Consider the following 25,380-nt stretch of genomic DNA (forward strand, 5'->3'; position numbering starts at 1 on the left):
TGAATATGCGGGTGCGAGATTTTTAGTGGCTTAACTATGAATATGTTATTATGCGCTCAATTATTTTACTGAATGCTTTTCTCTTACTTCTATGTCAAATTCTGCTTCTTGCTTTACATTATTTTCTCAAAATATTGATGCTCTCGCGCTTCCTGAAAAGTTTACTTTCCCTTTTTATTACGAGCCGCAACCATTAGCTGTAGCAGCCACAAAACAATTACAGCAACAACTTGAAACGTTAACGCATTTAAAAGCAGAAAATGCAGGTAAAATGTTTGGGGTTTTAGTGGTGCAAAATGCTAAGCAACAATTAGGCTTTTTAAGTGCTTATTCGGGACAAATTGAAGGTGATAAAGGCAATATTAGTTTTGTGCCGCCTGTTTCTAGCATGCAACTTCAAGATGATACCTATTTGGCTCAAAGTAAAATAATTAACGATATTAATGCTCAAATTGAGCAGTTAGAAAATAGCGAACAACTACTTGAAGTTAATAACAAACTTGATGATGCAACACAGAGCTACCAGCAAGCGCTATTAGCTCAACAGGCAGTAATGCAAGCCGGTCGTCAGCAACGAAAAATACAACGTACTGAAGGTGAATTAGAACTTAGCGAAAGTGATTTTGAGCAGTTAAAAAATAAGCTTGCAGGGCAAAGCATCGTAGAAAAAAAGCAACTGCTGGCACTTAAAGCCTATTGGCAAAATATAATCGAGTCACTGCAGCAAACACACATCAATATTTCTGATGAAATTGCTCATTTAAAAAAACGCCGTAAAACGCTTTCTAAAAGCTTACAAAAAAAGCTATTTGCACAGTACCAATTTTTAAATGCAAATGGTGAAACTACAGACTTAAATGCTATTTTTGCAGCATTACCTGAGCACACTCCTCCTTCGGGTGCTGGCGATTGTGCAGCGCCTAAATTATTACAATACGCCTATAAACATGACTTAAAGCCACTTGCTATGGCAGAGTTTTGGTGGGGAGCTGCACCTAAATCAGCAATTAGGCAGCATAAGAATTACTACCCTTCTTGTTACAGTAAATGCCAACCAATACTTGGGCATATGCTAAAGGGTTTAGATGTTGAAGATAACCCGCTACTTATCAACCCAGCTCAGGGTAAAGATTTAAGTATTGTTTATAAAGATGACGACTTACTTGTGGTAAATAAGCCCGCTGAGTTTTTATCGGTACCTGGCGTTAATATTGATGACTCAGTTTATATGCGAATCAAAACGCAGTTTCCAGAGGCATCAGGGCCACTAATTGTACACAGATTAGATATGTCGACTTCTGGGTTATTGATGATTGCGCTTAATAAACGCGTGCACAAAGCACTGCAAAAGCAGTTTATTGAACGCACCATAGATAAACGTTATGTCGCATTAGTTAATGGTAACGTAGCTGAGGATAGCGGAGTAATTGATTTACCCTTAGTGCTCGACTTTGATGATAAACCGCGCCAAATGGTATGTTATAAACACGGTAAGCCATCACTTACTACCTGGCACGTTTTAGAGCGTAACAACAATATTACCCGATTACAGTTATATCCTAAAACAGGGCGAACTCATCAACTAAGAGTGCATTGTGCGCACAGTTCAGGTTTAAACATGCCAATTATAGGCGACACACATTATGGGAAAAAAGCCGAACGATTACATTTACATGCAGAATACTTAGCATTTACTCACCCAATTACACTTAAACGATTAGAATTTGAAGTAGCCGCAGATTTTTAACAAAAGCACATAAACCGCTACCACTAAAACGTACAAATATTGGCTTTTATTAATTAAATTGATATTGTTTATGGTCTTATTTTTTTCAATGATGAGTATAAGAAACAGTTCAAACCCAAGTTTATTAAGCAATGCGAAAAAGTATTTCAATAATAAAAATAAATCAGCAAAGGATTAACATGGCTAACAATACACAAATAAAGATTTTAGGTAATACTTTATGGGCAAAGTATATTGTTCTCCTTTTATTTTTACTTTTTAGTAAACTTGCCTCTGCTAACGGCGATTCATTAAATGCAACTTCACATGCGCTAGACTTTGACACGACTCAAACTCTCATCAATAACATAAAACTAAATGAATTAGACTATCTTCAAAATGGAGACAAACTCACTCAAGCGTTTAAAATAAGCAAAGATCAAAATTGGGAAAAGCTTCATCTAGAAGCGGCCGCTTTGTATGCGGAGTTACTTTTTAGACAAGAAAAATACGAAGCGTTAAACACACACTTATCCTATTACTTAAAGAACAAAGAGTTACCAAACCAAAAAAGTGTGTATTTATTATTTCTCGAATCACAACTCAAGTCTCTAGCGAGGGATGCAAACCCAGCTCCAGCACACACGCTAGCCACAAAATTAGAAGAGAGCTTGCAACAGCATTCATCTAAAGAAAAAATTATTATTTTACGAGCACTTGCTTACTATTACACCGATACTGATGCATTGAAAAAGACCCTAAATGTTGCACTAGAAGGGCTAGAATTAGCATTAAAAGATGACGATTCAGCATCTCAAGGATACTTTTTTAGAAAAATAGCCGATGCATATAATTATCTAAACGAAAAAGACAAAGCCGTATATTATGCAAAAAAAGCGGTTGCGGCATATGAGCAAACGCAAGATGGGCTTTTTACTGCAAAAGCATATTGGAGTTTAGGCAATGTATTGCTGGAGATTAAGAAACCTAAAGATGCCTTAATATACCTAGACAAAGCATTGCTCTATTTCAAAAAAGTTAATATGCAAAAAGGCTTAACCTTTGCCCAATACTCAATTGCCAGTATTGAGTACTTACAAGCAAACTACGATAAAGCTTTAACTTTAACTAAAGAAAACATTGAGCTTGCTCGTTCTGCAGGTGTTTATGATATGCAACTCGCATCGCTCATTTTGTTAGCTGACATATATATAAAACTAGATTTAATTGATCAAGCAAATGAAGCAAACGATGAGGTGTTTTTAAAATTAGATAAATTCAGCCGCAGTATTTATAAAGCCGATTTTTTAAGTAAACGCTATGAGCTAAAGCGACGCCTTAACTACACTGACGAGGCTTTTGAAGCAATTGAACAAAAGCTCCTTTATACAAAAAAACACTACGAAGCTACCAGTGAAAGTAATATAAAAACACTACAGGTACAGTTTGAAGTAAAAGAAAAAGAAGAAAAAATACAGCAACTAGAGTACGCAAAAGACATTAGTGAACTACAAGCTAAAGAAGAGTACCAACAAAAAATAATTTGGCGGCTTAGCGCTGCTATAGCGTTTATTTTAGTGATTGCTTCATTATTTTTATTTTATCGGCAAGCTCGACAACGTCAAAAATATCACGATATTTCATTAACAGATTATCTAACAAATAGCCCTAATCGCAGAGGAATAATGCGCGCCGCAGAAGCAAAGCTTGATGAAGGTAAAATGACGATAGCAATTGTTGACTTAGACTACTTTAAAAAAGTTAACGACCAATTTGGTCACGATGTTGGAGATTTAGTTCTTATTGCCTTTGTAAAGGCTGCAAAAGAAACACTAAGTGGTGATCATCAGTTTGGCCGCTACGGCGGCGAAGAATGGTTATTTGCACTAAATACGGCTGATGAACGAATAATTCGCGATATATTTAACCGACTCGCCATTAGCTTCGCCGAGCATTGCAGTAATATAGAAGACCTTCCTAGTGATACAAAAATCACTTTTAGTGTGGGAGCCTCTGTAAGTAGCCCTTTAAAAAACACACTAGATGTTCTTATTAAGCATGCAGATAAATTACTTTATAAAGCAAAAGAAAACGGAAGAAACCAAGTCGTTGTTGATTAAATACAGCTAAAAGTACTTGCTCAGTTAATTGACTAAAGTCCATCTAAAACCATCTGTTTAATTTTATGTGCTTTTACAAAATGATCTAATTTATGGGTGTGTATCCACCAAGTAGCAGCTTCCATAAGTAGCTCTGGGTCGTCGTTTTTATTAGCAAAAAATGCATAAAAAGAAAGCCCTACATTTTCGCCTTTAACTGCTATTTTTTTATCGCACACGGTAATTATTTTTGCTCTTAGTTCTTCCCTCATACATACCTTATTTAATTATATTTTTACTATTAAAATACGCCATTTAAAAAGCTAACGATTAGCTGTAAAAGGCTTCTATCAACCAAGCCATGATTCTCAAGCTCTTTATTAGGCGTATTTACTTTTGCAGCTTTGCATTCATTATCTAGTGTCTCATTTTTACGTGTATCGGTTTCGTATGCAATATCTGCTTGTTCCATACATTTTGCCGAGCCTGCGTAAGGCTTCGCCGCACAAGCGCTTAGTAATAAAAAAAGTGGAATTGCTATCAATAATTGCTTCATAACTAATCCTATTTTTACGCAACTTATTTACTTTAAATTACAGTTGCAAGTTAGCCTATTTACTTTTCTACCACCATTACAAAAAATTCAAAAAAGAACGTACCGATGGCATCAAAAAAAGTGTTATTTTTTTCATCCTTTTTAATTTGTGCGCTAATGCATTGATTGTAAACCTGTGAGCTTGTTTGAGCGCCATTTCGATCAACCATTTCAGCCTCTTCAATGCATAAGTTAGGGTCAGAACGCGGGGCTGTACTACATGCACTCAGTAAAGCGCACAGCAATAATGCGGCGACGGGGCTTTTTATGTTCATCTTTAAACTATCCTATTAAGTTAACGTGCTACCTGCATTTATGTGTGAGAGTAATATATAGGTTGTACCCAAATAACACTGGCACTTTATCACTGCAATAAAATAAACAACCAATAAATATTTGTAAGGTTCTGTAGGGATTTATATTCACTTTTATAATTGAACTGCGCGAAAGCCTGAAATTATTGCATTCATATCACTGTAAAATTTACAGTGATCGCAGCCAAAGAATAAAAAATTAAATTAAATTTATTAAAATACAATAACTTAATATTTGGCATTTAGTTTGCTAGTTAATGATATAAGCAAATAAATTGTAAAAGGACTAGTTATGAATATTTTTGAAGCACTACGTCATGACCATGACAAACAACGAGAATTGGTAGATGCGCTTATTCAAACACACGGCGACACAGAGCAGCGCCACACGCTAATGGATGAGCTAAAAACAGAATTAGAAAATCACGCAAAATTTGAAGAACGTTACTTTTATAACCCACTTATGTTTGATGACTTAACTCATGAAAAAGCGCGCCACAGCGTAGCTGAACATCACGAAATTGATGAATTAATTGAACAACTTGAAGATACCGAAATGAGCTCGTCTGCATGGTTAGTTGCAGCTAAAAAGCTACACCATTTGGTACATCATCATTTAAGTGAAGAAGAACACGAAGTGTTTCAATTAGCGGGTAAAGCACTTACCGAAGGGCAAAAAGAGAGCCTTGCTGAGCAATACAACGACGCTATGCATTAGTTGTAAACACGCAAACCGACTTCCACACACTCCCTGTGTACTTATTGGTTATAAGCCTTATGGCTTATAACCAATTTTTTTGCATGTACTTTATTACTTTACAGTAAATTTCACGTCTTGGTCGCGTAATAAGTAAAGTGCAAAACACGCAGCCCACATTGGCCATGCAGTAAAGAATAATAAGTTATTAAAGCCATCTATGTACTGGTTGTAAGAAGAAAGCGTAGATAAGCCATGCATTACAAAAATGATACCGTACGTTATACGCTTTTTAATACCTGCTAAAAATGCTAAAACAAGCACTAACTGCACCGCACCAATAATGTAAGCCACTATATCTGTAGAGCCACTAATACCGTAAAAATGTTCAAAAATACGTGCGCTATGCCCAGGATTAACAAACTTATCGAATGTCCACATAACCATTACAATAAACACGCCTAAACGCAAAGATAAAAGTGACCACTGCAAACGGTTTTGCACATCAGAATTCATTGAACCTGTCATAAAATTTCCTTAAATGAATATTAATAAACGTAGAAGTAACCTAGACCGTATAAGTTATTTTTTATTTCAAAAATTTTTAATTAAATTCATTAGTTAAGCCATGCAGTACTAAAAGTGAAGCTTATTTAAGTAATTTAAAAATGCTGCATAAAAGTTAACTCTTTTAAAATGTTAGCAGGTTGAAAGTAGTCTATAATTAAAAATTCTATTAAAAGCATATATTTACATTCAGTCTAGTACAATCGCTGTATTAATATTTTATCAACTAATAAAACAATACTACTTAATTACCATCTTTATAATGCATCTGTTTTGTTATGTTCTAAAAAACAAAAAGAATCAAAATTTTACTGAAAGTTATTTTTAATCCTTTCGGTCTTTATCGCCAACAACATTTTAACCGTAGAGAGAAAACGTTTGAAACACGCATATTTAGCACTTTCCCTAGCCACCATATTAAATACACCACTTAATGCTTTTGCAGCCGAAGAATCAAAAACAGCAAAAGAAGGCGCAATTGAGCGTATTGAGGTGGCAGGCCAAGTTATTAGATCTCAAGGTCTTTCGGTTAATAATGCCACTGTAGACGGCCCTTTTGGCGACAACTTAGCTCTACGAGATATAGCCCGATCAGTAACACCAATTTCAAGCGAGTTAATAGAACAACTCAATATTACGACTTTACAAGACGTACTTGCAGTAAGCCCTAATACCTATTCAGCCAGTGGTTTTGGGGCACCAAGTTTACCTACTATTCGTGGGCAACTAGGTGAGCTTTTCCAAGATGGTACACGCCGCCAAGCAGGTAATAATGGCTTTGGCGTGCCGTTATCGTTCAACTCTATAGAACAAATAGATGTAGTAAAAGGCGCGCCACCGGTATTATTTGGTTCAAGCCAACGCAACGGTGGTTTTGTAAACTTACATTCTAAAAAAGCATCAACTGACGACAGTAAAGGCAAAGCAACGGTATCGGCAGGACGATGGGATCAGTACAGCGTTTTAGTTGATTACAGTGCACCTATAGTAAAAGACAAAGTAGGTTTTAGAGTAAGCGCTGAACACATTGATAACGGCAGTTACTACGACTTTTCGGGCACGAAAAGCGACAGCCTATTTGCAGCACTTAGGGTGTTACCTGATGACAAGAGCAGCTGGGATATTAACTTTGAGTTATACCAAGTTGAATTTACCGATAACGCAGGTATTAACCGCCCTACTCAAGCGCTAATAGATAATGGCCTTTATATTACCGGCCAAGGCGTGCAAGTAAATGGCAGTACAGTTCCAGCGGCAGGTTCTATTGTTTCACCTACTGGGCAAGTAAAAATAGACCGTAGTACAGTACTTACCGACCCTGACAATCAAAACGAAGCCACTACTTATTTACTACACAGTATTTATAAGCGTGAACTTTCAAACAACGCATCAATAAAAAACATTACGTATTTTCAGCACTTACAACGCGAAGAAATTGCACAAAATAGCTTTGTTGAAATTATAGATGGTGCCGATACCGCGCAGAACCGTACCGAACTGACTTACCAATGGAGCAACGAACAGCAAACAATTTTTGCTTTTGATGTGCGTTACAACCGCGTGCTAGGCTACAGCCAATTTACAACAGAAGCCGACCTACCTATTGATTTAACTGGCCCAATTTCAAATCGCCGCATTCCTTTAACTGATTCACAACAAGCGCGTTTAATTGAAATTAGCCCAGGTGTATTTGTATCCCCTGGTGGTCAGTACGATATTAATAACGATGGCAGCGGCGACTTTAACTTATCAGACACTACCGATTCGCGCTCATGGCAAACGGGTTTTGCTATTCAGCAAGATTCAGATTGGACAGATAAGTTTCATACAAGTGTTGGCTACCGCATTGATTTTTATGACGTAGACGCGCACGACCCAATAGCACCAGAGGGTGAAATTGCAGCGAGCGATAGCATTAACGATAAGCTACATTCGGGGCAAGTAAGCTTTAATTACCGATTAAATGGTGATTACACCACTTATGGTGCAGCAAGTTACAACGAAGCCACATCAAATAGCATGGCTGGCGGCACGTCTCTTGGTGGTGACAACACGATTAGCGCGCAAAACTTTTCAACCGAAAATACCTTAGTTGAATTCGGTTTAAAATACGCACCAACCGACAGTGATTGGTACGCCGATGGTGCAGTGTTTAGCCAACGTCGTAGTTTACGTAATCGCGATGGTAGTAATACCGGCATTCGTACTACCGGCTTTGAAAGCCAAGTATTCTATGATGCTTACCCTTATTGGTTAAGTGCCGGCTACAGCTATATTGACGCTCGCTACGATAATTCTGCAAGTAGCCAAGATTCAGCGCAAGTAGCAGATGCATTTGACAACTCACGTCCAGATATTATTGCAGGTACCAGTGTTGGCGCACCTAGCTTTACCGCGTTTGCACCTTCAAACCGCCAAGTTCAGGGCATCCCTGAGCAATCTTTCAGCTTTAACGGAAATTATTCAATTAATTCGAAATGGCAAACGGGTTTTTCAGGTCTATATACAAAGAGTTACCCATTAGACTTTTTGGCGACAGTAAAAATTCGTGATCAGTACACCCTAAACGTAAATACTAGCTATGCTTTTACGCCTAATACCAAGTTACGATTAGATGTGAACAACGTGACGAATCAAAAAAACTGGCGCCCAGTATTTGAAGGCGGTTACTTTGGTGCAACTTTAGCTTTTCCTGAGTTGCCAATTAACGCCAAGTTAACCCTTACGCATAGTTTTTAAGAGAGAGAACATGATTAAAAAAATATTTCTATTATTGATTGCAGCGGCCGCCGTCGGCCTGTTCTTTCATTTTGACTTACACCAACTACTTACGCTTGATGGCTTAAAAGGATCGATGGATCAGTTTAACCAATACAAAGAGCAGTCACCGTTACTCGTTATTGGTGGGTTCTTTTTACTATACGTAGTAGTTACTGCTCTCTCTTTACCAGGCGCCGCTATTTTAACACTTGCCGCAGGTGCATTGTTTGGCTTAGTTGAAGGCTTATTGGTTGCATCTTTTGCCTCAACTATTGGCGCAACACTTGCCTTTTTAGTATCGCGTTACTTACTACGTGACACTATTAAACAACGTTTTCCTGAGCGATTAGCCGCCATTGATGCAGGCGTTGAAAAAGAAGGTGGATTTTACTTATTTACGCTTAGATTAGTGCCGGTGTTTCCGTTCTTTTTAATCAACTTACTAATGGGTGTTACTTCAATAAAGTCTTGGACTTACTACTGGGTAAGCCAAGCAGGTATGCTCGCCGGTACATTTGTATTTGTTAACGCAGGTACACAACTGGCGCAAATAGAAAGCTTATCTGGAATTTTATCATTCAACTTAATCTTATCATTCGCTTTATTGGGTATATTCCCATTCATTGCAAAAGGAATCTTAAACGTGTTTAAAAAGCGCCGCGTATACAAAAACTACACTAAGCCTAAAAAATTCGACCGTAACATGATTGTTATTGGCGCAGGCGCAGGTGGTTTGGTAACAAGTTATATAGCCGCTGCTGTTAAAGCAAAAGTAACCCTTATTGAAGCGGGCGAAATGGGCGGTGACTGTTTAAACTATGGTTGTGTTCCAAGTAAAGCAGTCATTAAAAGCGCTAAAATTGCAGAACAAATTCGCCATGGTGAAAACTACGGCCTAGAAAATGCGACACCGCAGTTTTCGTTCAAAAAAGTAATGGCACGTGTACACAAAGTAATTGCCGATGTAGCACCACACGACAGTGTTGAGCGTTACACTGACTTAGGCGTAGATGTTGTAAAAGGCTACGGTAAATTAATAGACCCGTGGACTGTAGAAATTAAACTTAACGATGGCGGCACGCAAACACTAACCGCTCGTACTATTGTTATTGCCACTGGCGCGCGCCCATTTGTACCGCCACTACCTGGTATTGAAGAAACAGGCTATGTAACAAGCGATACGTTGTGGAATAAATTTGCAGAGCTAGATGAGGCACCTAAAAAACTTGTAGTACTTGGTGGTGGTCCAATTGGTAGCGAATTAGCACAAAGCTTTGCACGTTTAGGTTCAAGTGTTACGCAAATTGAAATGGCGGAGCGCATCATGATCAAAGAAGATCTTGAAGTGTCTACTTTTGCTCACGAAGCGTTAACCGAAAGTGGCGTTAATATTTTAACATCGCACCAAGCACTTCGCTGTGAAGCTCGCGATGGTAAAAAATATATTGTTGTTAAACATAACGACAAAGAAATAGATATTGAATACGACGAGCTATTATGTGCCGTTGGTAGAAGTGCGCGCCTTAAAGGTTACGGTCTTGAAGAGCTAGGCATTGAAACAAACCGCACAGTAGTAACTAACGAATACCTAGAAACACTTTACCCAAATATTTTTGCAGCAGGCGACATTGTAGGTCCATACCAGTTTACACATGTGGCAGCCCATCAGGGTTGGTACGCAGCGGTAAATGGCTTATTTGGTCACCTTAAAAAGTTTAAAGTAGATTACCGTGTTATTCCGTGGACTACGTTTATTGACCCAGAAGTAGCACGTGTTGGCTTAAACGAGCAAGACGCAAAAGACAAAGGCATAGATTACGAGATCACTCGCTTTGAATTTGAAGAGCTAGACCGTGCAATTACCGACAGCGCTACAAAAGGTTTTATTAAAGTGATTACACCAAAAGGCAAAGACAAAATACTCGGTGTTACTGTGGTGTCTGAACACGCTGGCGATTTGATTGCTGAGTTTGTACTGGCAATGAAACACGGCTTAGGCCTTAATAAAATACTCGGTACTATACACAGCTACCCTACTTGGGCTGAAGGTAATAAGTACGCAGCAGGCGAGTGGAAACGCGCTCATGCACCTGAAAAAGTGCTTAACTTGCTCGAAAAATACCACACTTGGCGTCGAGGTTAATTATGTTTAAAACACCCCTAAAAGCATTGTTATTTGGCTCAGCTTTAGTTGCAACATCGTTTACAACGTCATTTTCGGCCCAAGCCCAAAACATGCACGATAGCTGGAATGCATTGTTAAATAAGCATGTTGTCGCTATTAACCATAATCACAGTACTGAGGTTGATTACGCTGCCATAAAACGTGAGCATGCACAGCTAAAAACGTATTTAGATTCGTTAACGGCTGTAACGCAAAGCGAATTTGACGCATGGGAAAAGCCTAAGCAACTCGCTTTTTTAATCAATGCTTATAATGCGTGGACTGTTGAACTTATATTGACAAAGTACCCAGATCTTAAATCAATTAAAGACTTAGGGAGCTTTTTTAGCTCACCATGGAGTAAAGAGTTTGTGCCATTACTTGGCAAAACTCGCAGCCTTGATGATATTGAGCATGGTTTAATACGTGGTAGCGGTAAATACAACGACCCACGCATTCACTTTGCGGTAAATTGCGCGAGTATTGGTTGTCCAGCGCTTCGAGAAGAAGCGTATACAGCCACTGATTTAGAGAGCCAATTGCAAGAGCAAACGGTGCGCTTTTTATCTGATATGACACGTAATATGGCTCAAGAAAATACGCTAAGCGTGTCTTCAATATTTAAGTGGTACGGCGATGACTTTGAAAAAGGCTTTAGAGGTGCAAACACGCTACAGCAGTTTTTCTTGCAGTATCCTGATGCCCTTAAACTGATACCCGCTCAGCAAAAAGCACTTAAGAATGATGACATGAAAGTTAAATTTTTAGACTACAACTGGGATTTAAATGTTCGCCATTAAGTTTTGGCAAACACTGACGCGATACAGCTTTTGCTGTGTCGCGTTTTGCGTTTGTGCAATCGTAAATTTAGCTGTTTTTTCGAGCACTGCGTTTGCTAATCCCGCTATTAACTCAAATAGTAAAAGTAATTTAGTAATTAACACACAACAGGGATCTCGCTGGCAACAAGTTCAAACACTTGGTCGCAATCAAGATGTATACTTTTATGCATGGGGCGGCGACGCGCAAATAAATGCCTATATTCAATGGGCAGCTCAGCAAGTTAAAACTAAGTACAACATTAACCTAGTGCATGTAAAATTAAGCGATACCAGCGAAGCAGTAAGCCGTGTACTTGCCGAAAAATCAGCAAACAATAACAACCAAGGCAGCGTAGATTTAATGTGGATCAACGGGGCTAACTTTGCCACCATGAGTGAGCACTCTCTGCTTTTAAAAGAATGGGCTAATAAACTCCCCTACTTTGCATTAACCGATCCGGCTAACAACCCTGCTGTAACCTTTGACTTTGGTTTACCTACCAATGGTATGGAGGCTCCATGGGGGCAAGCGTCACTTACATTTTATTACGACAGCATTGCAATAAATGGTAAGGCAAACAATAAATTGCCGACGACATTAAACGAATTATTAAACTGGAGCGCGCAAAACCCTGGTCGCTTTAGCTACCCAAAGCCGCCTGACTTTTTAGGTATGAGCTTTTTAAAATACGCCTTAGTTGTACTGCATCAGCAAAGCAGCGAAAGTATTAAAGCGCAGCTAAACCAACCAGCTACAACTAAAAATACAGCGCAAGTGTTAAACCCACTGTGGGACTTTTTAGATAAATTACACCCAACTCTTTGGCGTGGTGGCACTCATTTTATGCAAAGTGGTGCTCAAATGCGCCGCTTAGTAGACGATACAGAGTTGAGTTTAGCCTTTACTTTTTCAGCACCAGAAGTACCCGCTGCTGTAAAACGCTATGATTTACCAAACAGCATTCGCAGTTACGCAATGAGTGATGGCAGTTTGAGTAATACCCATTTCGTGGCAATCCCTTACAATGCAAGCCACCAGCAAAGTGCGCAATTAGTGGCTAATTTTTTAATGAGCCCTGAGGCGCAAGCTGAAAAACAAAAAGCGCATATATGGGGCGATAAAAGCGTACTTATTCAATCAACGTTAACACCTGATCAGCAAGCCTTATTTAAAACAGCTAAACCGCATCCAAGTGCACTGCCTTTAAACAGTATTAAACGCACATTGAGCGAACCTCATCCAAGCTGGGTAAACGCCATTATGCAAGGTTGGCAAACCCGTTATGGAGTAAGCCAATGAGCGTCATTTCAAAAAGTGTAGCAGTAAATACCAAAGCAACAACGCAGTGCAGCACCGATATGTTTACGCGCATTGTAAAATTTAGCCCGCGATTTTTACTCGCTTTACTTATATTACCCGTACTTGGTGGCTTAATTAGCGTATTGCTGCCTGCCTTTGGTTATGCGCCCGTACTTGAGCAAACAACGTTTAGCTTGCAAGGTTTTAATGCCCTTTGGCAAACACCTGGCCTTACCCAAATGGTTACCTTAAGCGTTGCAACAGGCTTAATAAGTACTTTGCTTGCATTTATCATTACCCTAATGATTTTAGCTGCGTTTTTTAACAGCCCGTGGCTTAACCAAATTCAGCGTTTATTGAGCCCTATATTAGTTATACCTCATGCCGCAGCCGCTATTGCGGTGGGGTTTTTAATAGCCCCTTCAGGTATGATTTCACGCTTAGCGTCGCCTTGGTTAAGCGGCTGGGAACTTGCACCAAACGGCATGTTTCCGCATGATTCGTTCGGTATTAGTATTATTTTAGGCTTAACACTCAAAGAGCTTCCCTTTTTATTATTAATGGCACTGGGCGTACTTGCTCAACCTGAGCTTGGCAAAAAATTACGCCAACAACATAAGGTTGCGCTTAACTTGGGTTATTGCCCAATGACCGCCTTTTTTAAAGTAATACTGCCAAGTCTTTATCCGCTGCTGCGTTTACCCCTTTTAGCCGTGCTTGCCTATGCAAGTGCCAGTGTAGAAATGCCACTCATTTTAGGCCCAAATACACCACCAACGTTGGCCGTTGCAATAATGCATTGGTTTAACGATGTTGATTTAAACCTGCGCATTAAAGCCTCTGCAGGTGCTTTATTACAACTGGCTGTTACAGGCGGGTTATTAGCGCTCTGGCTTGGCGCAGAAAAGGCCGTAAAAGTGTTATTTAGCGACTCTCTCACTAATGGGGTGCGCGAATACGGCGGCTTTTATTGGCAAAAAATAACGGTAGTACTCACCACATTAGTAATTAGCTTTATACTGTTGTCACTTATTGGTTTAGTTATGTGGTCGGTTGCAGGCTTTTGGCGCTTTCCAGATGCAATGCCTGAGCAATTTACGCTACTGCATTTTAAAAGTGCGCTAATGCAAATGGGCAGCCCGCTTTTTAATACGCTAGCAATCGGTTTAGTAACCACACTATTTGCCATTATTCTTACTTTATTGTGTTTAGAATCAGAGCAATTGAGTGACAAACCTATTTCTCGTTTTACCAGTTTAATTATTTACTTACCGTTATTAGTACCCAGTATTGCCTTTTTGTTTGGGCTAGTATGGATACAGCAATTGTTAAATAACCAAGCCGCATTTTTTAATGTGGTACTTACGCATTTACTGTTTGTGTTGCCTTATGTGTTTTTGTCACTTGCGAGCAGTTATAGGCGCTTAGATCCTCGTTTTGCTCATGTTGCAGCAAGCTTAGGCGCAGCGCCATGTAAGGTGTTTTTTAAAGTAAAACTACCTCAGTTGTTTGCCCCTATTTTAATTGCAGCCGCACTGGGCTTAGCTATTAGTTTTGGACAATACCTCCCCACGCTTTTAGCTGGCGGCGGGCGTATAGCCACAATAACAACCGAAGCCGTTACGCTTGCCAATGGCGCAAGCAGACGCACCAGTGCCGTGTACGCTATTATGCAAATGGTGTTACCGCTTATTGGATTTATACTGGCATGGGGTTTACCTAAATATTTTTTCAAAAGTGCACGTGTTTAAACGTGCACATATGTAAAGCACCCATGTTTAACACTATCAGGGTTAAGGTTTTTTAATGCAGTCATCGTTACAGATTAAAAATTGTCAGCTTTATCGCCAAAATGAACTGTTACTTAGCTTAAACGAGCAAGTTAATGGCGGTGAAATTCTGACTATTATGGGCCCATCAGGCAGTGGTAAATCAAGCTTATTAAATTGGCTTACGGGTACTTTACCAAGTAGCTTTAAGGCCAATGGAGAGGTGTGGCTTAATGGTCAAAATATCGATAACACCCCTCCACACTTGCGCCATATTGGAGTGCTTTATCAAGACGCTTTATTGTTTTCGCATTTAACTGTTGCTGGTAACATTGCCTTTGCAATGCCCAAAGGCAATAAAAAACAACGCCTTGAAAAAATAGAACACGCACTTGAGAAAGTCGGCCTTAAAGACATGGGTAATCGTCACCCCGACAACCTCTCAGGTGGGCAACAAGCTCGTGTTGCATTATTACGTATGCTGCTGAGCGAACCTAAAGCCATTTTACTTGACGAACCCTTTAGCAAACTCGACACCCAACTGCGTGTTGATACACGCGAACTCGTGTTTAGCCAAATACGCGATCATAAGCTACCTGCAATTATGGTTACTCATGATCATAGCGATGCCGACGCTGCAAATGGCAAACTCATTACTTTAAGTAGCGCACTTTAATACATGACTTTAATGAATAGTTTTAAACGCATAAGGCAACAAACATGCTAGACAAATTTATCACCCCTGTAATTAAGCCACTGTTAACACCTGTGGTTATGCTTATGCATAAACGCGGCATAACCGCCGATCAGCTAACCGTAGTTGGCTTTTTAGTTGGCTTATTAGCAGTGCCATTACTGGCGTTTGAAATGTGGTACGGCGCATTAGTTGCCATTGCTTTAAATCGAATTTTAGATGGACTTGATGGCGCATTAGCACGCTATGCAAACCAAAGTTCAAGCGCAGGTGGCTTTTTAGATATCACACTCGACTTTTTATTTTACGCGGCTATTCCGCTTGGCTTTATTTTGGCAAACCCTGAGCAAAACGCGATAGCGGGATCGTTATTACTTGCTACTTTTATTGGTACGGGTTCAAGCTTTTTAGCTTTTGCGATTGCCGCCGAAAAATTTAAACTCGAAAAACCGCAATTTAAATACAAAAGCTTTTACTACTTAAACGGCTTAACCGAAGGCACTGAAACAATAGCGCTATTTATTGCATTTTGTATTTGGCCGCAGCACTTTGCGGTTATGGCGAGCATTTTTGCTATTGCGTGTGGCATAACTATTTTTACCCGTATACATGGCGGTTATCACACGCTTAAGCAACAAGAAGCCGATGCTAACAAAGCAGCTGAAAACGTGCCTAACAGTGCAAATTCTGAGGTAATAAATGACTAATGAAGTATGGTGGCGCTTAGGCTTCTTTTTTAGCATTTTAGTTATAATGATGCTGCTTGAAGCGCAAAAACCAGCGCGTAAATCACCAATAAAAAGCAGTACACGTTGGTTTGCTAACTTTGGGTTAGTGTTTGCTTCATCAGTTGTTGCGCGCTTAGTGGTTCCCATTGGGCTAACCGCCGTAGCACTTTACAATCAAGAGCACGGCATAGGCTTATTTAATCAAATAGCTCTACCAAGCAGTTTAATTATTATATTGAGCATACTTTTACTCGATATATTAATTTATTGGCAGCATAGATTATTTCATCAAGTGCCTATTTTATGGCGCTTGCACCGTGTACACCACGCCGATGCACACGTAGATACCAGTACAGGGCTGCGCTTTCACCCTATCGAAATTGTGCTGAGCATACTTATAAAACTCATTGCAGTAACAGCTCTTGGCGTACCTGCCATTGCGGTACTTATATTTGAAATAGCACTTAATGGTTTAGCATTATTTAATCATGCAAATATACGCCTACCTAATGCTATTGAAAAACCACTGCGTTTAATATTAATGACGCAAATATTGCATCGAATTCACCATAGCCAAGTGGTTAGCGAAACTAACTCAAACTATGGTTTTAGTGTAATTTGGTGGGATAAATTATTTGGTAGTTACAAAGGTAAAGCTAAAAAAACCGACGCAGATATAAATATTGGCTTAAAAGAATACCCAAGCCAAAAGCAAAATGCCTCGCTTTGGGGTTTATTGATCATGCCATTTAAAAATAAGTAAACCGCGTACATTCTCGAATTAGTCCTATATTTAATAGGCTCTTATTAAAGAGCCTATTATGAATTAAGTAACACTAAAACGCCTCTTACCGTAAACTAATTGTAAATAAAATAAACAAATATGTTGACCATTTGCGTACTCCACAATATCATTTGTAAGCGCTTACAAAACACAATCTAAAATGTAAGCGCTTACAGCATGAAAAACAAAGCTCAAAAAACAATTAATCTGACAATAATCTGTTGAAACCGGGGTTCAGTTATGAACATTGAAACAACGCACATTACACGTTTACTTGCCGCTATCTCTTTAGTTACGTTAGCTGGCTGTGGTGGTGACTCTGCCACTAAATCAAATTTTGAAAATGTAGATGCCTCTGAGCCAGTATCAGATTGGCAAATGGTTTGGAGCGACGAGTTTGAAGGCTCAGCCATTGATACAAACAAATGGAACTATGAATTAAACTGCGATGGCGGTGGTAACAACGAGAAACAGTGTTACACCGACAGTGAGCAAAATGCATTTATTGCAGACGGTGTGTTAAACATTGTTGCCCTACCCGCTGAAGAGGGTGCAGAAAAACCTTACACTTCAGCGCGCTTAAATACGCGTTACAACGCCGACTTTACATATGGTCGCTTTGAAGTGCGCGCCAAACTTCCATCAGGACAAGGTAGCTGGCCAGCATTTTGGATGCTGCCAACTGATGAAGTTTACGGCACTTGGCCTCGTTCTGGCGAAATAGATGTTTTAGAATCAGTAAACCTTAAAACACCAGATGAAGATGGCGGTATAGAGTCCAGTATCCACGGCACCCTTCATTACGGACGTGCGTGGCCAGATAACAGCTACACAGGGCAAGAATACAAATTCCCTGAAGATACTAATCCAGCAGATGATTTCCACACGTATGCTGTTGAATGGCAAGAAGGTGAAATTCGCTGGTACGTAGACGGTTACCTTTATGCAACTCAGCGTCAATCAGAAGTTCGTACTAATGCAAGTGGTGAGGCTGTAGGCCTAAAACATCGTGGTTGGTTTGCAGAATACTTTGAACAAGGTTCTGGCGAACTTACAACGCATTGGGATAGCGCACCATTTGATAAAGACTTTCACTTATTGCTAAACCTAGCAGTAGGCGGTGACTGGCCTGAAAACGTAAATGATTTAGGTGTAGACGCTAGCGCATTTGAAAACGGCCAAACCTTTGCTATTGATTACGTACGTGTTTATCAATGTGCATCAAACCCTGAAACAGGTAAAGGCTGTGAAACTATTCGCCCAGGTTACAATAGCTTAGACGATGCGTTGCTTGAAGGCGATGCACCAATTCCTAGTCCACCTTCGACAGGCATTGCAACACCACTAACTATTTTTGGTGAATCATTTAATCCAAATTGGCCTGCATGGGATTGTTGTGGTGGTTCTACTCCCGCTATTGTTGCAGATGAAACCCAAGGTGATGTAGTTGAATTTGTAGTAGGTGCAGAACCCACTGTAATGGGCTTTATTAGCCGTGAGATTTTTATTACTGACGAAGCAGGAAAAGCCAGCCCGTTTGATGCATCTCCAATGCTGGATGAAGGTTACGTTCGCTTTAAAATGAAAGTAACAAATGCACCAGGCACAGCTGATGCAGCTTGGCTTGTAAAACTTGAAAGTAATGAAGGTTCTAGCGCATTAGAAATGCCGATTACAGACAGTGTTGAAGGCGTAAGCCCTGTTGTTGGCCAATGGCAAACTTATACATTTTTACTAAAAGATCTAGATGCAGCAAATTTAGATATTAGTGCAATTGATGTGATCATGGTGTTTCCAGCATGGGGCGCAGGTGAAGGCGCTGTTTATTTAATTGACGATGTTGAGATTACTCAAGATAACTTAGGCGTATCACCTGAGCTTACTATTTTTACTGATGAGCAAAATCTAGCATGGCCAATGTGGGATTGTTGTGGTGGCTCAACCCCTGTTGAAGCTATGGATGATGAAGAACATGGTCTAACTGCAGAGTTTAGCATTGGTGCAGAGCCTACTGTGATGGGCTTTAATAGCCGCACATCGTCAGGAGGCGCAGGCGAATCGTTTGACGCTAGTAGCATTTTAGATGAAGGCGTTATTCAATTTGATTTAAAAGTAACCTCTACTCCTAGCGATCCAGCTACACCGTGGTTATTTAAAGTTGAGTCAAATGGCGGCGACTCTGCAGTAGAGCTTGAATTAACGGCAAGTGTTGAAGGCGTAGCGCCAGTTACTGGCGAGTGGCAAACATATACATTTAAATTGTCTGATCTTGCAGCTGCTGGCTTAGATGTAAGTACTATAGATGTATTAATGATTTTCCCAGCGTGGGGGGCAGGTGAAGGCTCTGTTTACCGTGTAGATAACGTTAAGATTTATAATCCAAATGCAGCGCCAGCTGCAACGGGTGAGCTTACTGTATTTAAAGATGCAGCTGCCGATCAGTGGAGTATTTGGGATTGTTGTGGTGGCTCTACACCAACAACAGAAACCGATGATGACGCGCATGGCGCAGTAGCGCAATTTAGCATTGGTTCTACTGCTACAGTAATGGGCTTTATAGCTGATGAAGACGTATCGTTTGATGCCTCTGCAATACTTGAAAATGGTGTAGTTCAATTTGATATGAAAGTTGTATCAGCCCCTTCAGATATTGACGCTCAATGGCTATTTAAAATTGAATCAATTGGTACATCGAGTGCCGTAGAGCTTGCTTTATCTAGCAGTGTTGAAGGCCAAGTACCTGTAACGGGCGAATGGCAAACATACACCTTCCCTCTTCAGCAATTATTTGATGCCGGCTTAGACATTAGCGCATTAAACGTAATTATGGTTTTTCCTAGCTGGGACATGGGCGATGGCGCGCTTTACCGTATAGATAACGTGATTATTGCAAATCCATAAAACACACACCAATAGGCGCTTAGCGCCTATTGCTACACAACAACATTTTATAAAGCAGAGCTATTATGAACACATTCAATTTTAAAAAGAGCCAACTTGCGGCTGCTGTGTCTCTCATCATTGCTGCGAGCACATTAAACACAGCTATTGCGGCAGAAGCACAAACAAGCGTTTCATCTGATGTAGAAGTTATTGAAGTAAAAGGTATTCGTGGTTCACTTATTCGTTCTATGGATATGAAACGCGACTCTTCAGGTATTGTAGATGCCATTTCGTCTGAAGAAATGGGTAAATTCCCAGATACCAACTTAGCAGAATCATTACAACGTATTACCGGCGTATCGGTGAGCCGTGCAAACGGTGAAGGTAGCCAAATTACAGTACGTGGTTTTGGCCCTGAGTTTAACTTAATAACCTTAAATGGCCGCCAAATGCCGGGCACAGGTTATACACGCTCGTATAATCTTGAAAACGTTGCCTCTGAGGGCGTAAGTGCCCTTGAAGTTTTTAAAACAGCACGTGCAGACGTGCCAAGCGGTGGCTTAGGTGCAACAGTTAATATTTCTACTGCGCGCCCTTTTCAAAAGCCGGGTCAAAACTTTTCAGCAACCGTTAAAGCAAATCACGACTCGTCAAACGAAGCTGGTGATGACGTAACACCAGAGTTTTCTACTGTTTACAGCAATACTTTTGTAGATGACACTTTTGGCTTTGGTTTTTCGTTTTCGCACCAAGAGCGTGACTTTCAAAAACAAAGTGCCAATATTCAAGGCTGGCAGGCAAACGTAGACTTACCTGAATTAGATAGCAGCAACGTCGTTGATAACCGCACAGACCCTGCAGGTAACTACTACTTCCCTAAAGACATGAATTACTCTATTGAAGATGTAGAACGTGAACGTACAAACGGACAAGTTACCTTTCAATACGCACCGGTAGATGGCTTTGTAGCAACACTTGATTACACCGCAAGTAAAGCTGTAACAGGTTCTCAAAGTATTGGTTGGGGTATTTGGAACGACTTTGGTAGCAATATTAATGGCTACGAGCTTGATGAAAATGGTACGGCTGTTTATGCTGATATTAGCGGTAACGATGCCTCGTTTACAGCCAACAAAGGCACTACAGAAGTAAAAGCGCGCTCACTTGGTTTAAACCTAGATTGGGAAATTAGCGACACGTGGCACGTAGAGCTTGATTACCACGACTCTAAAAACGAAACCGATAACGGCGCCGACAATGGGCTGGGAAGTGCCGGCCAAGTAATTTTAGGTTCTGATCAGCTAGCTAATAAAATTTATGATTACCGCACAGGCGAAGTACCCAGTGCACAAGTTAATTGGTTAAATGGCACAAGTGAATTAACGCCTGGCGAAATTGATTCAAACTTTAGTCAATTTACTCACTCACCGGGTGAGTCAAACATTGAACAATTACAGCTACATACAACATGGTATAACGAAAGTTATGACATTGGTTTAGTTAAAGTTAAATTTGGCGCATCACGTACAGAACAAAACACCGGTGGTTACACCGCGTGGAGTGGTTTAGTAGGTGGTCCAGGCTTTAACCCATCATATACAGAAATATTCCCAGACGGCATGTTTACCCGTCACGATACATCGGGCCTTTTAGATCAATTTGAAGGGGGCGGCAGTGACTTACAACCTGGTTACTACTATACCTACGATTTTGACGAAGCTGTTGCGCGCCAAATTGCTTACTTAACAGCTGATGTGACAGGCGGCGATGCATACGCCGCAAATGCATATATGGATGGTATTGACAGCGAAAGCTACGTAGAAGAAATCACTAATAGCTTTTATGTTCAATCAAGCTGGGAATTTGACGTAAGTAACTACTACGTAAAAGTAAATGCAGGCCTACGCTATGAGCAAACAGATGTAACCAGTACTGTGCGCCAACGCGTTGAAGATCAAGTTAATTGGATCAGCGCTTCTGAGTGGATCATGCAATACGCTGCTGGCGGCGATGATAACTTCTTAGAGCAACAAGGTGATTACGATGTTTTACTGCCTTCAATCGACGTAAGTGTTGATTTAACTGAAGACGTAGTAGCCCGCGTATCTTGGGGTAAAACAATGTCGCGTGCACCACTGGGTAATTTAGCCGGTGGCCGCAGCTTAACAGGCAGCCCAAAACCAGGTTCTCGCACAGGTAGCCAAGGTAATACAAACTTATTACCGTTTGAATCAACAAACCTTGATTTATCACTTGAGTATTACTACGCAGAAGGCAGCTACGCATCTGTTGGTTACTTTAAAAAAGACGTTGATAACTTTATTCAAACCACTATTACGCAAACCACTATTGATGGCTTGCACGATATTTTAAACGGCCCTCGTTACTTACAAGCCGTAAGCGATATTGAATCACGTGGTGAGCAAGCAACAACCGACGCTATTTTTGCACAAATGATTGCCAGCGGTTACGGCAATGCAAATGGCGTTATTGAACCAAACAGCGACGATCCGCTAATTACATGGAATATTAGCCAACCACAAAACACCGACAGTAAATCGGTAGATGGTTTTGAAGTAGCTGTTCAGCACTTAATTGGTGAAACCGGTTTTGGTGTTGGTGTTAACGCAACGTTTGTAGATGGCGACGTTGAATTTGATAGCGAAAGCCTTGATCAACAAGCACCGCTTACAGGCTTAAGTGACTCAGCTAACTTCCAAGGCTTTTACGAAAAAGACGGCCTATCAGTTAAGATTACTTATGCATGGCGCGACTCATACCTAATTGGTGTTGGCCAAGCGCAAGGTTCAGCTGATGCGCCTCCGCAATATGCTAAAGCGTATGGCCAATGGGATATGAGCGTTAACTACGATGTAAACGAAAACGTAACGGTATTTTTTGATGGCATAAACTTAAATAATGCAACCGAAGAAGGTTACGGACGTTACGAAGAGCAGTTCTTATTTGCTAATCAATACGGTCCTCGTTACTCAATTGGTGCTCGTTACACGTTCTAACTAAATTTCCTTTAGTAAAAAATGCAAAAAACCGCTCACTGAGCGGTTTTTTATTGTCTAAAGTCATAATTTTTTAATAAATGGTACCAATCTGTTTATATATGGGGTCTATTTAACGTTAAGAAAATTACGCTATAACTAGGAAAAAATTTTTGTACCTAGGGTCTGTTGATCTTTGCGGATTAAAATTTGTTCAAACTAGGGGCTATTTAATCGCGGCGCGAGGTTTGTAACCTAGTGGGCTAAGTAAAAACCGAGCAACAAAGAGTAAATAGCCCCAAGAAAGAACCCTTTGGGCAGCGCCTGTTTGGCATTAATGCTACGTTATCGCCCATTTATGGGGAATAACCACACCACATAGGCTCTGCCTTGCCTAAATACCAAACAGACTGCTGCAAATTTAACCTTGAAAGATCAACAGACCCTAGTTGTTCTAAATAAAAATTTCAGCGACGCTATAGTGAAATTTAATTCACTAAATTGCTCAAAGATTCATGTCGGTTGGTATGATTACATATACATACCGCCCGATACCTCAAGTCGCTGGCCTGTCATCCAACGGTTTTCGTCCGCTAATAAGTTGGCAATCATAGGCCCTATATCGTCTGTTACACCGACTCTGCCCATTGCCGTTTGTGATGTAATAAACGCATTTACTTCATCGTTATCACGAACGGCGCCATTACCAAAGTCGGTTTCAATTGCACCAGGGGCTACAACATTTACCGTAATATTTTTAGGTGCAAGTTCTTGAGCTAAATACCTTGTCATTACTTCTATTGCACCTTTGGTCATTGCATAAGTAATATGACCGGGTAATGAAAAACGCGTTAAACCACTTGATAAATTAATAATACGACCACCGTTTTTTATAAAGGGCAACAATGTTTGGGTAACAAAAAATACTCCCCTTAAGTTAATATTTATTAACGTATCAAAAGTTGATTCACTTGTGTCTGCAAAACTGCTAGTAAGCCCCACCCCTGCATTATTAATTAAGTAATCAAACTCACTTTGTTGCCAATGAGTCTGCAGGACATTTTGTAGTTGTTGTGCAAAATCCTCAAAGCCGAGCATATCACTTACATCTAATTGCAATGCAACCGCTTTAGAGCCTAGCTCCTGTACTTGCTTTACAACCTCTTTTGCTTCTTTTTCATGACGACGGTAAGTAAAGATGCAATCGATATTTTGCTTTGCAAGGCAAAGCACCGTGCTTTTACCAAGCCCACGATTACCACCGGTGATCACTGCAATTCGTTTGTTCATTGTTATATCCTGTTGAAAATAAAAGCGGGGAGTTAAATAACTTCCAAGCCAGTATATTTTTTCAAGCAACAAAGATAAACAGGCTGAAAAGAGTTACACTGTTCAAAATAAACGAACAATAAACGGTATTATGAAAGACCTAAATGCAATACGTATTTTTATTAAAGTAGCGCAACTCAGTAGTTTTTCTAAAGCAGCAACAAGCTTAAATCTTCCTAAGTCAAGTGTATCGCAAGCAGTAACCATGCTCGAAAGTACATTAAATACGCGTTTATTACACCGTACTACACGCACCGTAAATATGACTTCAGACGGTGAGCTATTTTATCAACGTGCACTGGGAATTATCAGCGACGCTGACGATTTAAAAAATTTATTTGTAAGTGAGGATAAAGGTTTAACAGGCCGAATACGTGTAGATATGCCACAAGCTGTTAGTCGAGATACCATAATTCCAAACTTAAGTTCGTTTTTAAAAATGCACCCAAATCTTGAAATAGAACTTGGCAGCTCCGATAGACGAGTAGATGTCATTAAAGAAGGATTTGATTGCGTAGTAAGAGTGGGCGAACTTACCGACTCATCATTAATTGCACGACGTTTGGGTAGCTTTAAAGTTTTAAATTGCGTAAGCCGTTATTATGTAAAAAATCATGGCTTACCTAAAACTCTAAACGATTTAAAAAATCATTACATTGTTCGCTACAGTCAAACACTTGGTATCCCTGATCCGGGTTTCGAATATTTAGATAGCAATAATCAATTGCAATCAATAACGATGAAAAGCCAGCTTACTGTTAACTCCTCAGAGGCATATTTAAGCGCCGCACTAAATGGCTTTGGGCTTATTCAAACCCCTATTCATGGTATTAGTAAACATTTGGAATCTGCCGAACTTGTCCAAGTTTTGCCTCAATACGCTATGCCCGACCTACCAATCAATATTTTATACCCGAATAGGCGTCACTTACCTAAACGAGTAAGTGCATTTATGCTTTGGCTTGAAGAACAATTGAGTGTATTTACAAAGTAATAACCTAGTTGCTCGCTTGAGTTACTAATACAAGTTACAGATTTTTAATCTGCTCAAGCAACACATTAGTTGTCCAATCAATACGCTATATTATGCCACTGCGCTTTTGTTGTAGGTTCTGCGTGCTCTTGTGCAGTATTTACAACTGCTGATAGTAGTA

19 protein-coding genes are annotated in these 25,380 nt (G+C 40.0%); 14 read left to right on the top strand and 5 right to left on the bottom strand.

Annotated features, from left to right (window positions below):
- Positions 1-91 precede the first annotated feature (91 nt).
- Together H5160_RS18245 and H5160_RS18250 are read left to right on the top strand one after the other, a co-directional pair.
- Positions 92-1,747 (top strand): RluA family pseudouridine synthase, encoded by a 1,656-nt coding sequence (locus H5160_RS18245; RefSeq protein ID WP_182738270.1) that lies wholly within the window; start codon positions 92-94, stop codon positions 1,745-1,747.
- A 179-nt stretch (positions 1,748-1,926) separates the two neighbouring features.
- A complete protein-coding gene (locus H5160_RS18250; protein WP_182738271.1) occupies positions 1,927-3,846 on the top strand; it encodes a GGDEF domain-containing protein in 1,920 nt (639 codons plus the stop codon).
- Between the two features lie 32 nt (positions 3,847-3,878).
- On the opposite strand, the gene H5160_RS18255 is transcribed toward H5160_RS18250, so the two are convergent.
- The 3 genes from H5160_RS18255 to H5160_RS18265 are packed head-to-tail and all read right to left on the bottom strand — an operon-like array spanning position 3,879 to position 4,695.
- Positions 3,879-4,097 carry a DUF6500 family protein gene (locus H5160_RS18255; protein ID WP_024591904.1) on the bottom strand — a complete coding sequence of 73 codons (219 nt, stop codon included), beginning with the start codon at positions 4,095-4,097 and terminating at the stop codon, positions 3,879-3,881.
- A gap of 29 nt (positions 4,098-4,126) precedes the next feature.
- A complete protein-coding gene (locus tag H5160_RS18260; protein ID WP_039488404.1) occupies positions 4,127-4,381 on the bottom strand; it encodes a hypothetical protein in 255 nt (84 codons plus the stop codon).
- A 59-nt stretch (positions 4,382-4,440) separates the two neighbouring features.
- Entirely contained in the window at positions 4,441-4,695 is a 255-nt protein-coding gene (locus H5160_RS18265; protein WP_076924239.1) for a hypothetical protein, read from the bottom strand.
- A gap of 331 nt (positions 4,696-5,026) precedes the next feature.
- Between H5160_RS18265 and H5160_RS18270 the strand changes: the two genes are divergently transcribed.
- Positions 5,027-5,452, top strand: coding sequence for a hemerythrin domain-containing protein (locus H5160_RS18270; RefSeq protein ID WP_008134499.1), 426 nt, complete (start codon positions 5,027-5,029; stop codon positions 5,450-5,452).
- 93 nt (positions 5,453-5,545) lie between these two features.
- On the opposite strand, the gene H5160_RS18275 is transcribed toward H5160_RS18270, so the two are convergent.
- A complete protein-coding gene (locus H5160_RS18275; RefSeq protein WP_002960120.1) occupies positions 5,546-5,959 on the bottom strand; it encodes a hypothetical protein in 414 nt (137 codons plus the stop codon).
- A gap of 417 nt (positions 5,960-6,376) precedes the next feature.
- Between H5160_RS18275 and H5160_RS18280 the strand changes: the two genes are divergently transcribed.
- From H5160_RS18280 to H5160_RS18325, 10 genes are all read left to right on the top strand, one after another.
- Positions 6,377-8,737 (top strand): TonB-dependent siderophore receptor, encoded by a 2,361-nt coding sequence (locus H5160_RS18280; RefSeq protein ID WP_182738273.1) that lies wholly within the window; start codon positions 6,377-6,379, stop codon positions 8,735-8,737.
- A gap of 10 nt (positions 8,738-8,747) precedes the next feature.
- Entirely contained in the window at positions 8,748-10,901 is a 2,154-nt protein-coding gene (locus H5160_RS18285) for an FAD-dependent oxidoreductase (protein WP_039488400.1), read from the top strand.
- A 2-nt stretch (positions 10,902-10,903) separates the two neighbouring features.
- Positions 10,904-11,722: a DUF547 domain-containing protein gene (locus H5160_RS18290; RefSeq protein ID WP_182738275.1), complete on the top strand. Its 819-nt coding sequence runs from the start codon at positions 10,904-10,906 to the stop codon at positions 11,720-11,722.
- Positions 11,709-13,043, top strand: a complete 1,335-nt coding sequence (locus H5160_RS18295) for an ABC transporter substrate-binding protein (RefSeq protein ID WP_182724071.1) — start codon at positions 11,709-11,711, stop codon at positions 13,041-13,043. The genes H5160_RS18290 and H5160_RS18295 overlap by 14 nt, the downstream gene beginning before the upstream one ends.
- Positions 13,040-14,794, top strand: a complete 1,755-nt coding sequence (locus tag H5160_RS18300) for an ABC transporter permease (protein ID WP_182720928.1) — start codon at positions 13,040-13,042, stop codon at positions 14,792-14,794. Before H5160_RS18295 ends, H5160_RS18300 begins: the two co-directional genes overlap by 4 nt.
- Before the next feature lie 55 nt (positions 14,795-14,849).
- Positions 14,850-15,488: an ATP-binding cassette domain-containing protein gene (locus H5160_RS18305; RefSeq protein WP_076924245.1), complete on the top strand. Its 639-nt coding sequence runs from the start codon at positions 14,850-14,852 to the stop codon at positions 15,486-15,488.
- 44 nt (positions 15,489-15,532) lie between these two features.
- The gene (locus H5160_RS18310) at positions 15,533-16,213 is read left to right on the top strand and encodes a CDP-alcohol phosphatidyltransferase family protein (protein ID WP_039488395.1); all 681 of its coding nucleotides are present in this window, start codon (positions 15,533-15,535) and stop codon (positions 16,211-16,213) included.
- Positions 16,206-16,997, top strand: coding sequence for a sterol desaturase family protein (locus H5160_RS18315; RefSeq protein WP_182738277.1), 792 nt, complete (start codon positions 16,206-16,208; stop codon positions 16,995-16,997). The genes H5160_RS18310 and H5160_RS18315 overlap by 8 nt, the downstream gene beginning before the upstream one ends.
- A gap of 261 nt (positions 16,998-17,258) precedes the next feature.
- Complete coding sequence (locus H5160_RS18320; protein ID WP_182738279.1) at positions 17,259-19,919, top strand: glycoside hydrolase family 16 protein; 2,661 nt, start codon at positions 17,259-17,261, stop codon at positions 19,917-19,919.
- Between the two features lie 65 nt (positions 19,920-19,984).
- On the top strand, positions 19,985-22,918 hold the full coding sequence (locus H5160_RS18325; RefSeq protein ID WP_182738281.1) for a TonB-dependent receptor: 2,934 nt from the start codon (positions 19,985-19,987) through the stop codon (positions 22,916-22,918).
- A 510-nt stretch (positions 22,919-23,428) separates the two neighbouring features.
- On the opposite strand, the gene H5160_RS18330 is transcribed toward H5160_RS18325, so the two are convergent.
- A complete protein-coding gene (locus H5160_RS18330; protein WP_182692359.1) occupies positions 23,429-24,187 on the bottom strand; it encodes an SDR family NAD(P)-dependent oxidoreductase in 759 nt (252 codons plus the stop codon).
- A 130-nt stretch (positions 24,188-24,317) separates the two neighbouring features.
- Here H5160_RS18330 and H5160_RS18335 point away from each other — a divergent pair, with 130 nt between their 5' ends.
- The gene (locus H5160_RS18335) at positions 24,318-25,220 is read left to right on the top strand and encodes a LysR family transcriptional regulator (RefSeq protein WP_182692360.1); all 903 of its coding nucleotides are present in this window, start codon (positions 24,318-24,320) and stop codon (positions 25,218-25,220) included.
- Positions 25,221-25,380: the final 160 nt, after the last annotated feature.

Origin of the sequence: Pseudoalteromonas sp. SG43-4 (genome assembly GCF_014164325.1) — a bacterium.
Lineage (GTDB): Bacteria > Pseudomonadota > Gammaproteobacteria > Enterobacterales > Alteromonadaceae > Pseudoalteromonas > Pseudoalteromonas distincta.

Excerpts from the sequence above, each read along its gene's own strand:
- H5160_RS18245 (WP_182738270.1), top strand. The coding sequence starts at position 92 with ATGTCAAATTCTGCTTCTTGCTTTACATTATTTTCTCAAAATATTGAT.
- H5160_RS18260 (WP_039488404.1), bottom strand. The coding sequence starts at position 4,381 with ATGAAGCAATTATTGATAGCAATTCCACTTTTTTTATTACTAAGCGCT.
- H5160_RS18325 (WP_182738281.1), top strand. The coding sequence starts at position 19,985 with ATGAACACATTCAATTTTAAAAAGAGCCAACTTGCGGCTGCTGTGTCT.
- H5160_RS18270 (WP_008134499.1), top strand. The coding sequence starts at position 5,027 with ATGAATATTTTTGAAGCACTACGTCATGACCATGACAAACAACGAGAA.
- H5160_RS18335 (WP_182692360.1), top strand. The coding sequence starts at position 24,318 with ATGAAAGACCTAAATGCAATACGTATTTTTATTAAAGTAGCGCAACTC.
- H5160_RS18275 (WP_002960120.1), bottom strand. The coding sequence starts at position 5,959 with ATGACAGGTTCAATGAATTCTGATGTGCAAAACCGTTTGCAGTGGTCA.
- H5160_RS18290 (WP_182738275.1), top strand. The coding sequence starts at position 10,904 with ATGTTTAAAACACCCCTAAAAGCATTGTTATTTGGCTCAGCTTTAGTT.
- H5160_RS18250 (WP_182738271.1), top strand. The coding sequence starts at position 1,927 with ATGGCTAACAATACACAAATAAAGATTTTAGGTAATACTTTATGGGCA.
- H5160_RS18305 (WP_076924245.1), top strand. The coding sequence starts at position 14,850 with ATGCAGTCATCGTTACAGATTAAAAATTGTCAGCTTTATCGCCAAAAT.
- H5160_RS18265 (WP_076924239.1), bottom strand. The coding sequence starts at position 4,695 with ATGAACATAAAAAGCCCCGTCGCCGCATTATTGCTGTGCGCTTTACTG.
- H5160_RS18330 (WP_182692359.1), bottom strand. The coding sequence starts at position 24,187 with ATGAACAAACGAATTGCAGTGATCACCGGTGGTAATCGTGGGCTTGGT.
- H5160_RS18315 (WP_182738277.1), top strand. The coding sequence starts at position 16,206 with ATGACTAATGAAGTATGGTGGCGCTTAGGCTTCTTTTTTAGCATTTTA.
- H5160_RS18300 (WP_182720928.1), top strand. The coding sequence starts at position 13,040 with ATGAGCGTCATTTCAAAAAGTGTAGCAGTAAATACCAAAGCAACAACG.
- H5160_RS18310 (WP_039488395.1), top strand. The coding sequence starts at position 15,533 with ATGCTAGACAAATTTATCACCCCTGTAATTAAGCCACTGTTAACACCT.
- H5160_RS18295 (WP_182724071.1), top strand. The coding sequence starts at position 11,709 with ATGTTCGCCATTAAGTTTTGGCAAACACTGACGCGATACAGCTTTTGC.
- H5160_RS18320 (WP_182738279.1), top strand. The coding sequence starts at position 17,259 with ATGAACATTGAAACAACGCACATTACACGTTTACTTGCCGCTATCTCT.
- H5160_RS18255 (WP_024591904.1), bottom strand. The coding sequence starts at position 4,097 with ATGAGGGAAGAACTAAGAGCAAAAATAATTACCGTGTGCGATAAAAAA.
- H5160_RS18285 (WP_039488400.1), top strand. The coding sequence starts at position 8,748 with ATGATTAAAAAAATATTTCTATTATTGATTGCAGCGGCCGCCGTCGGC.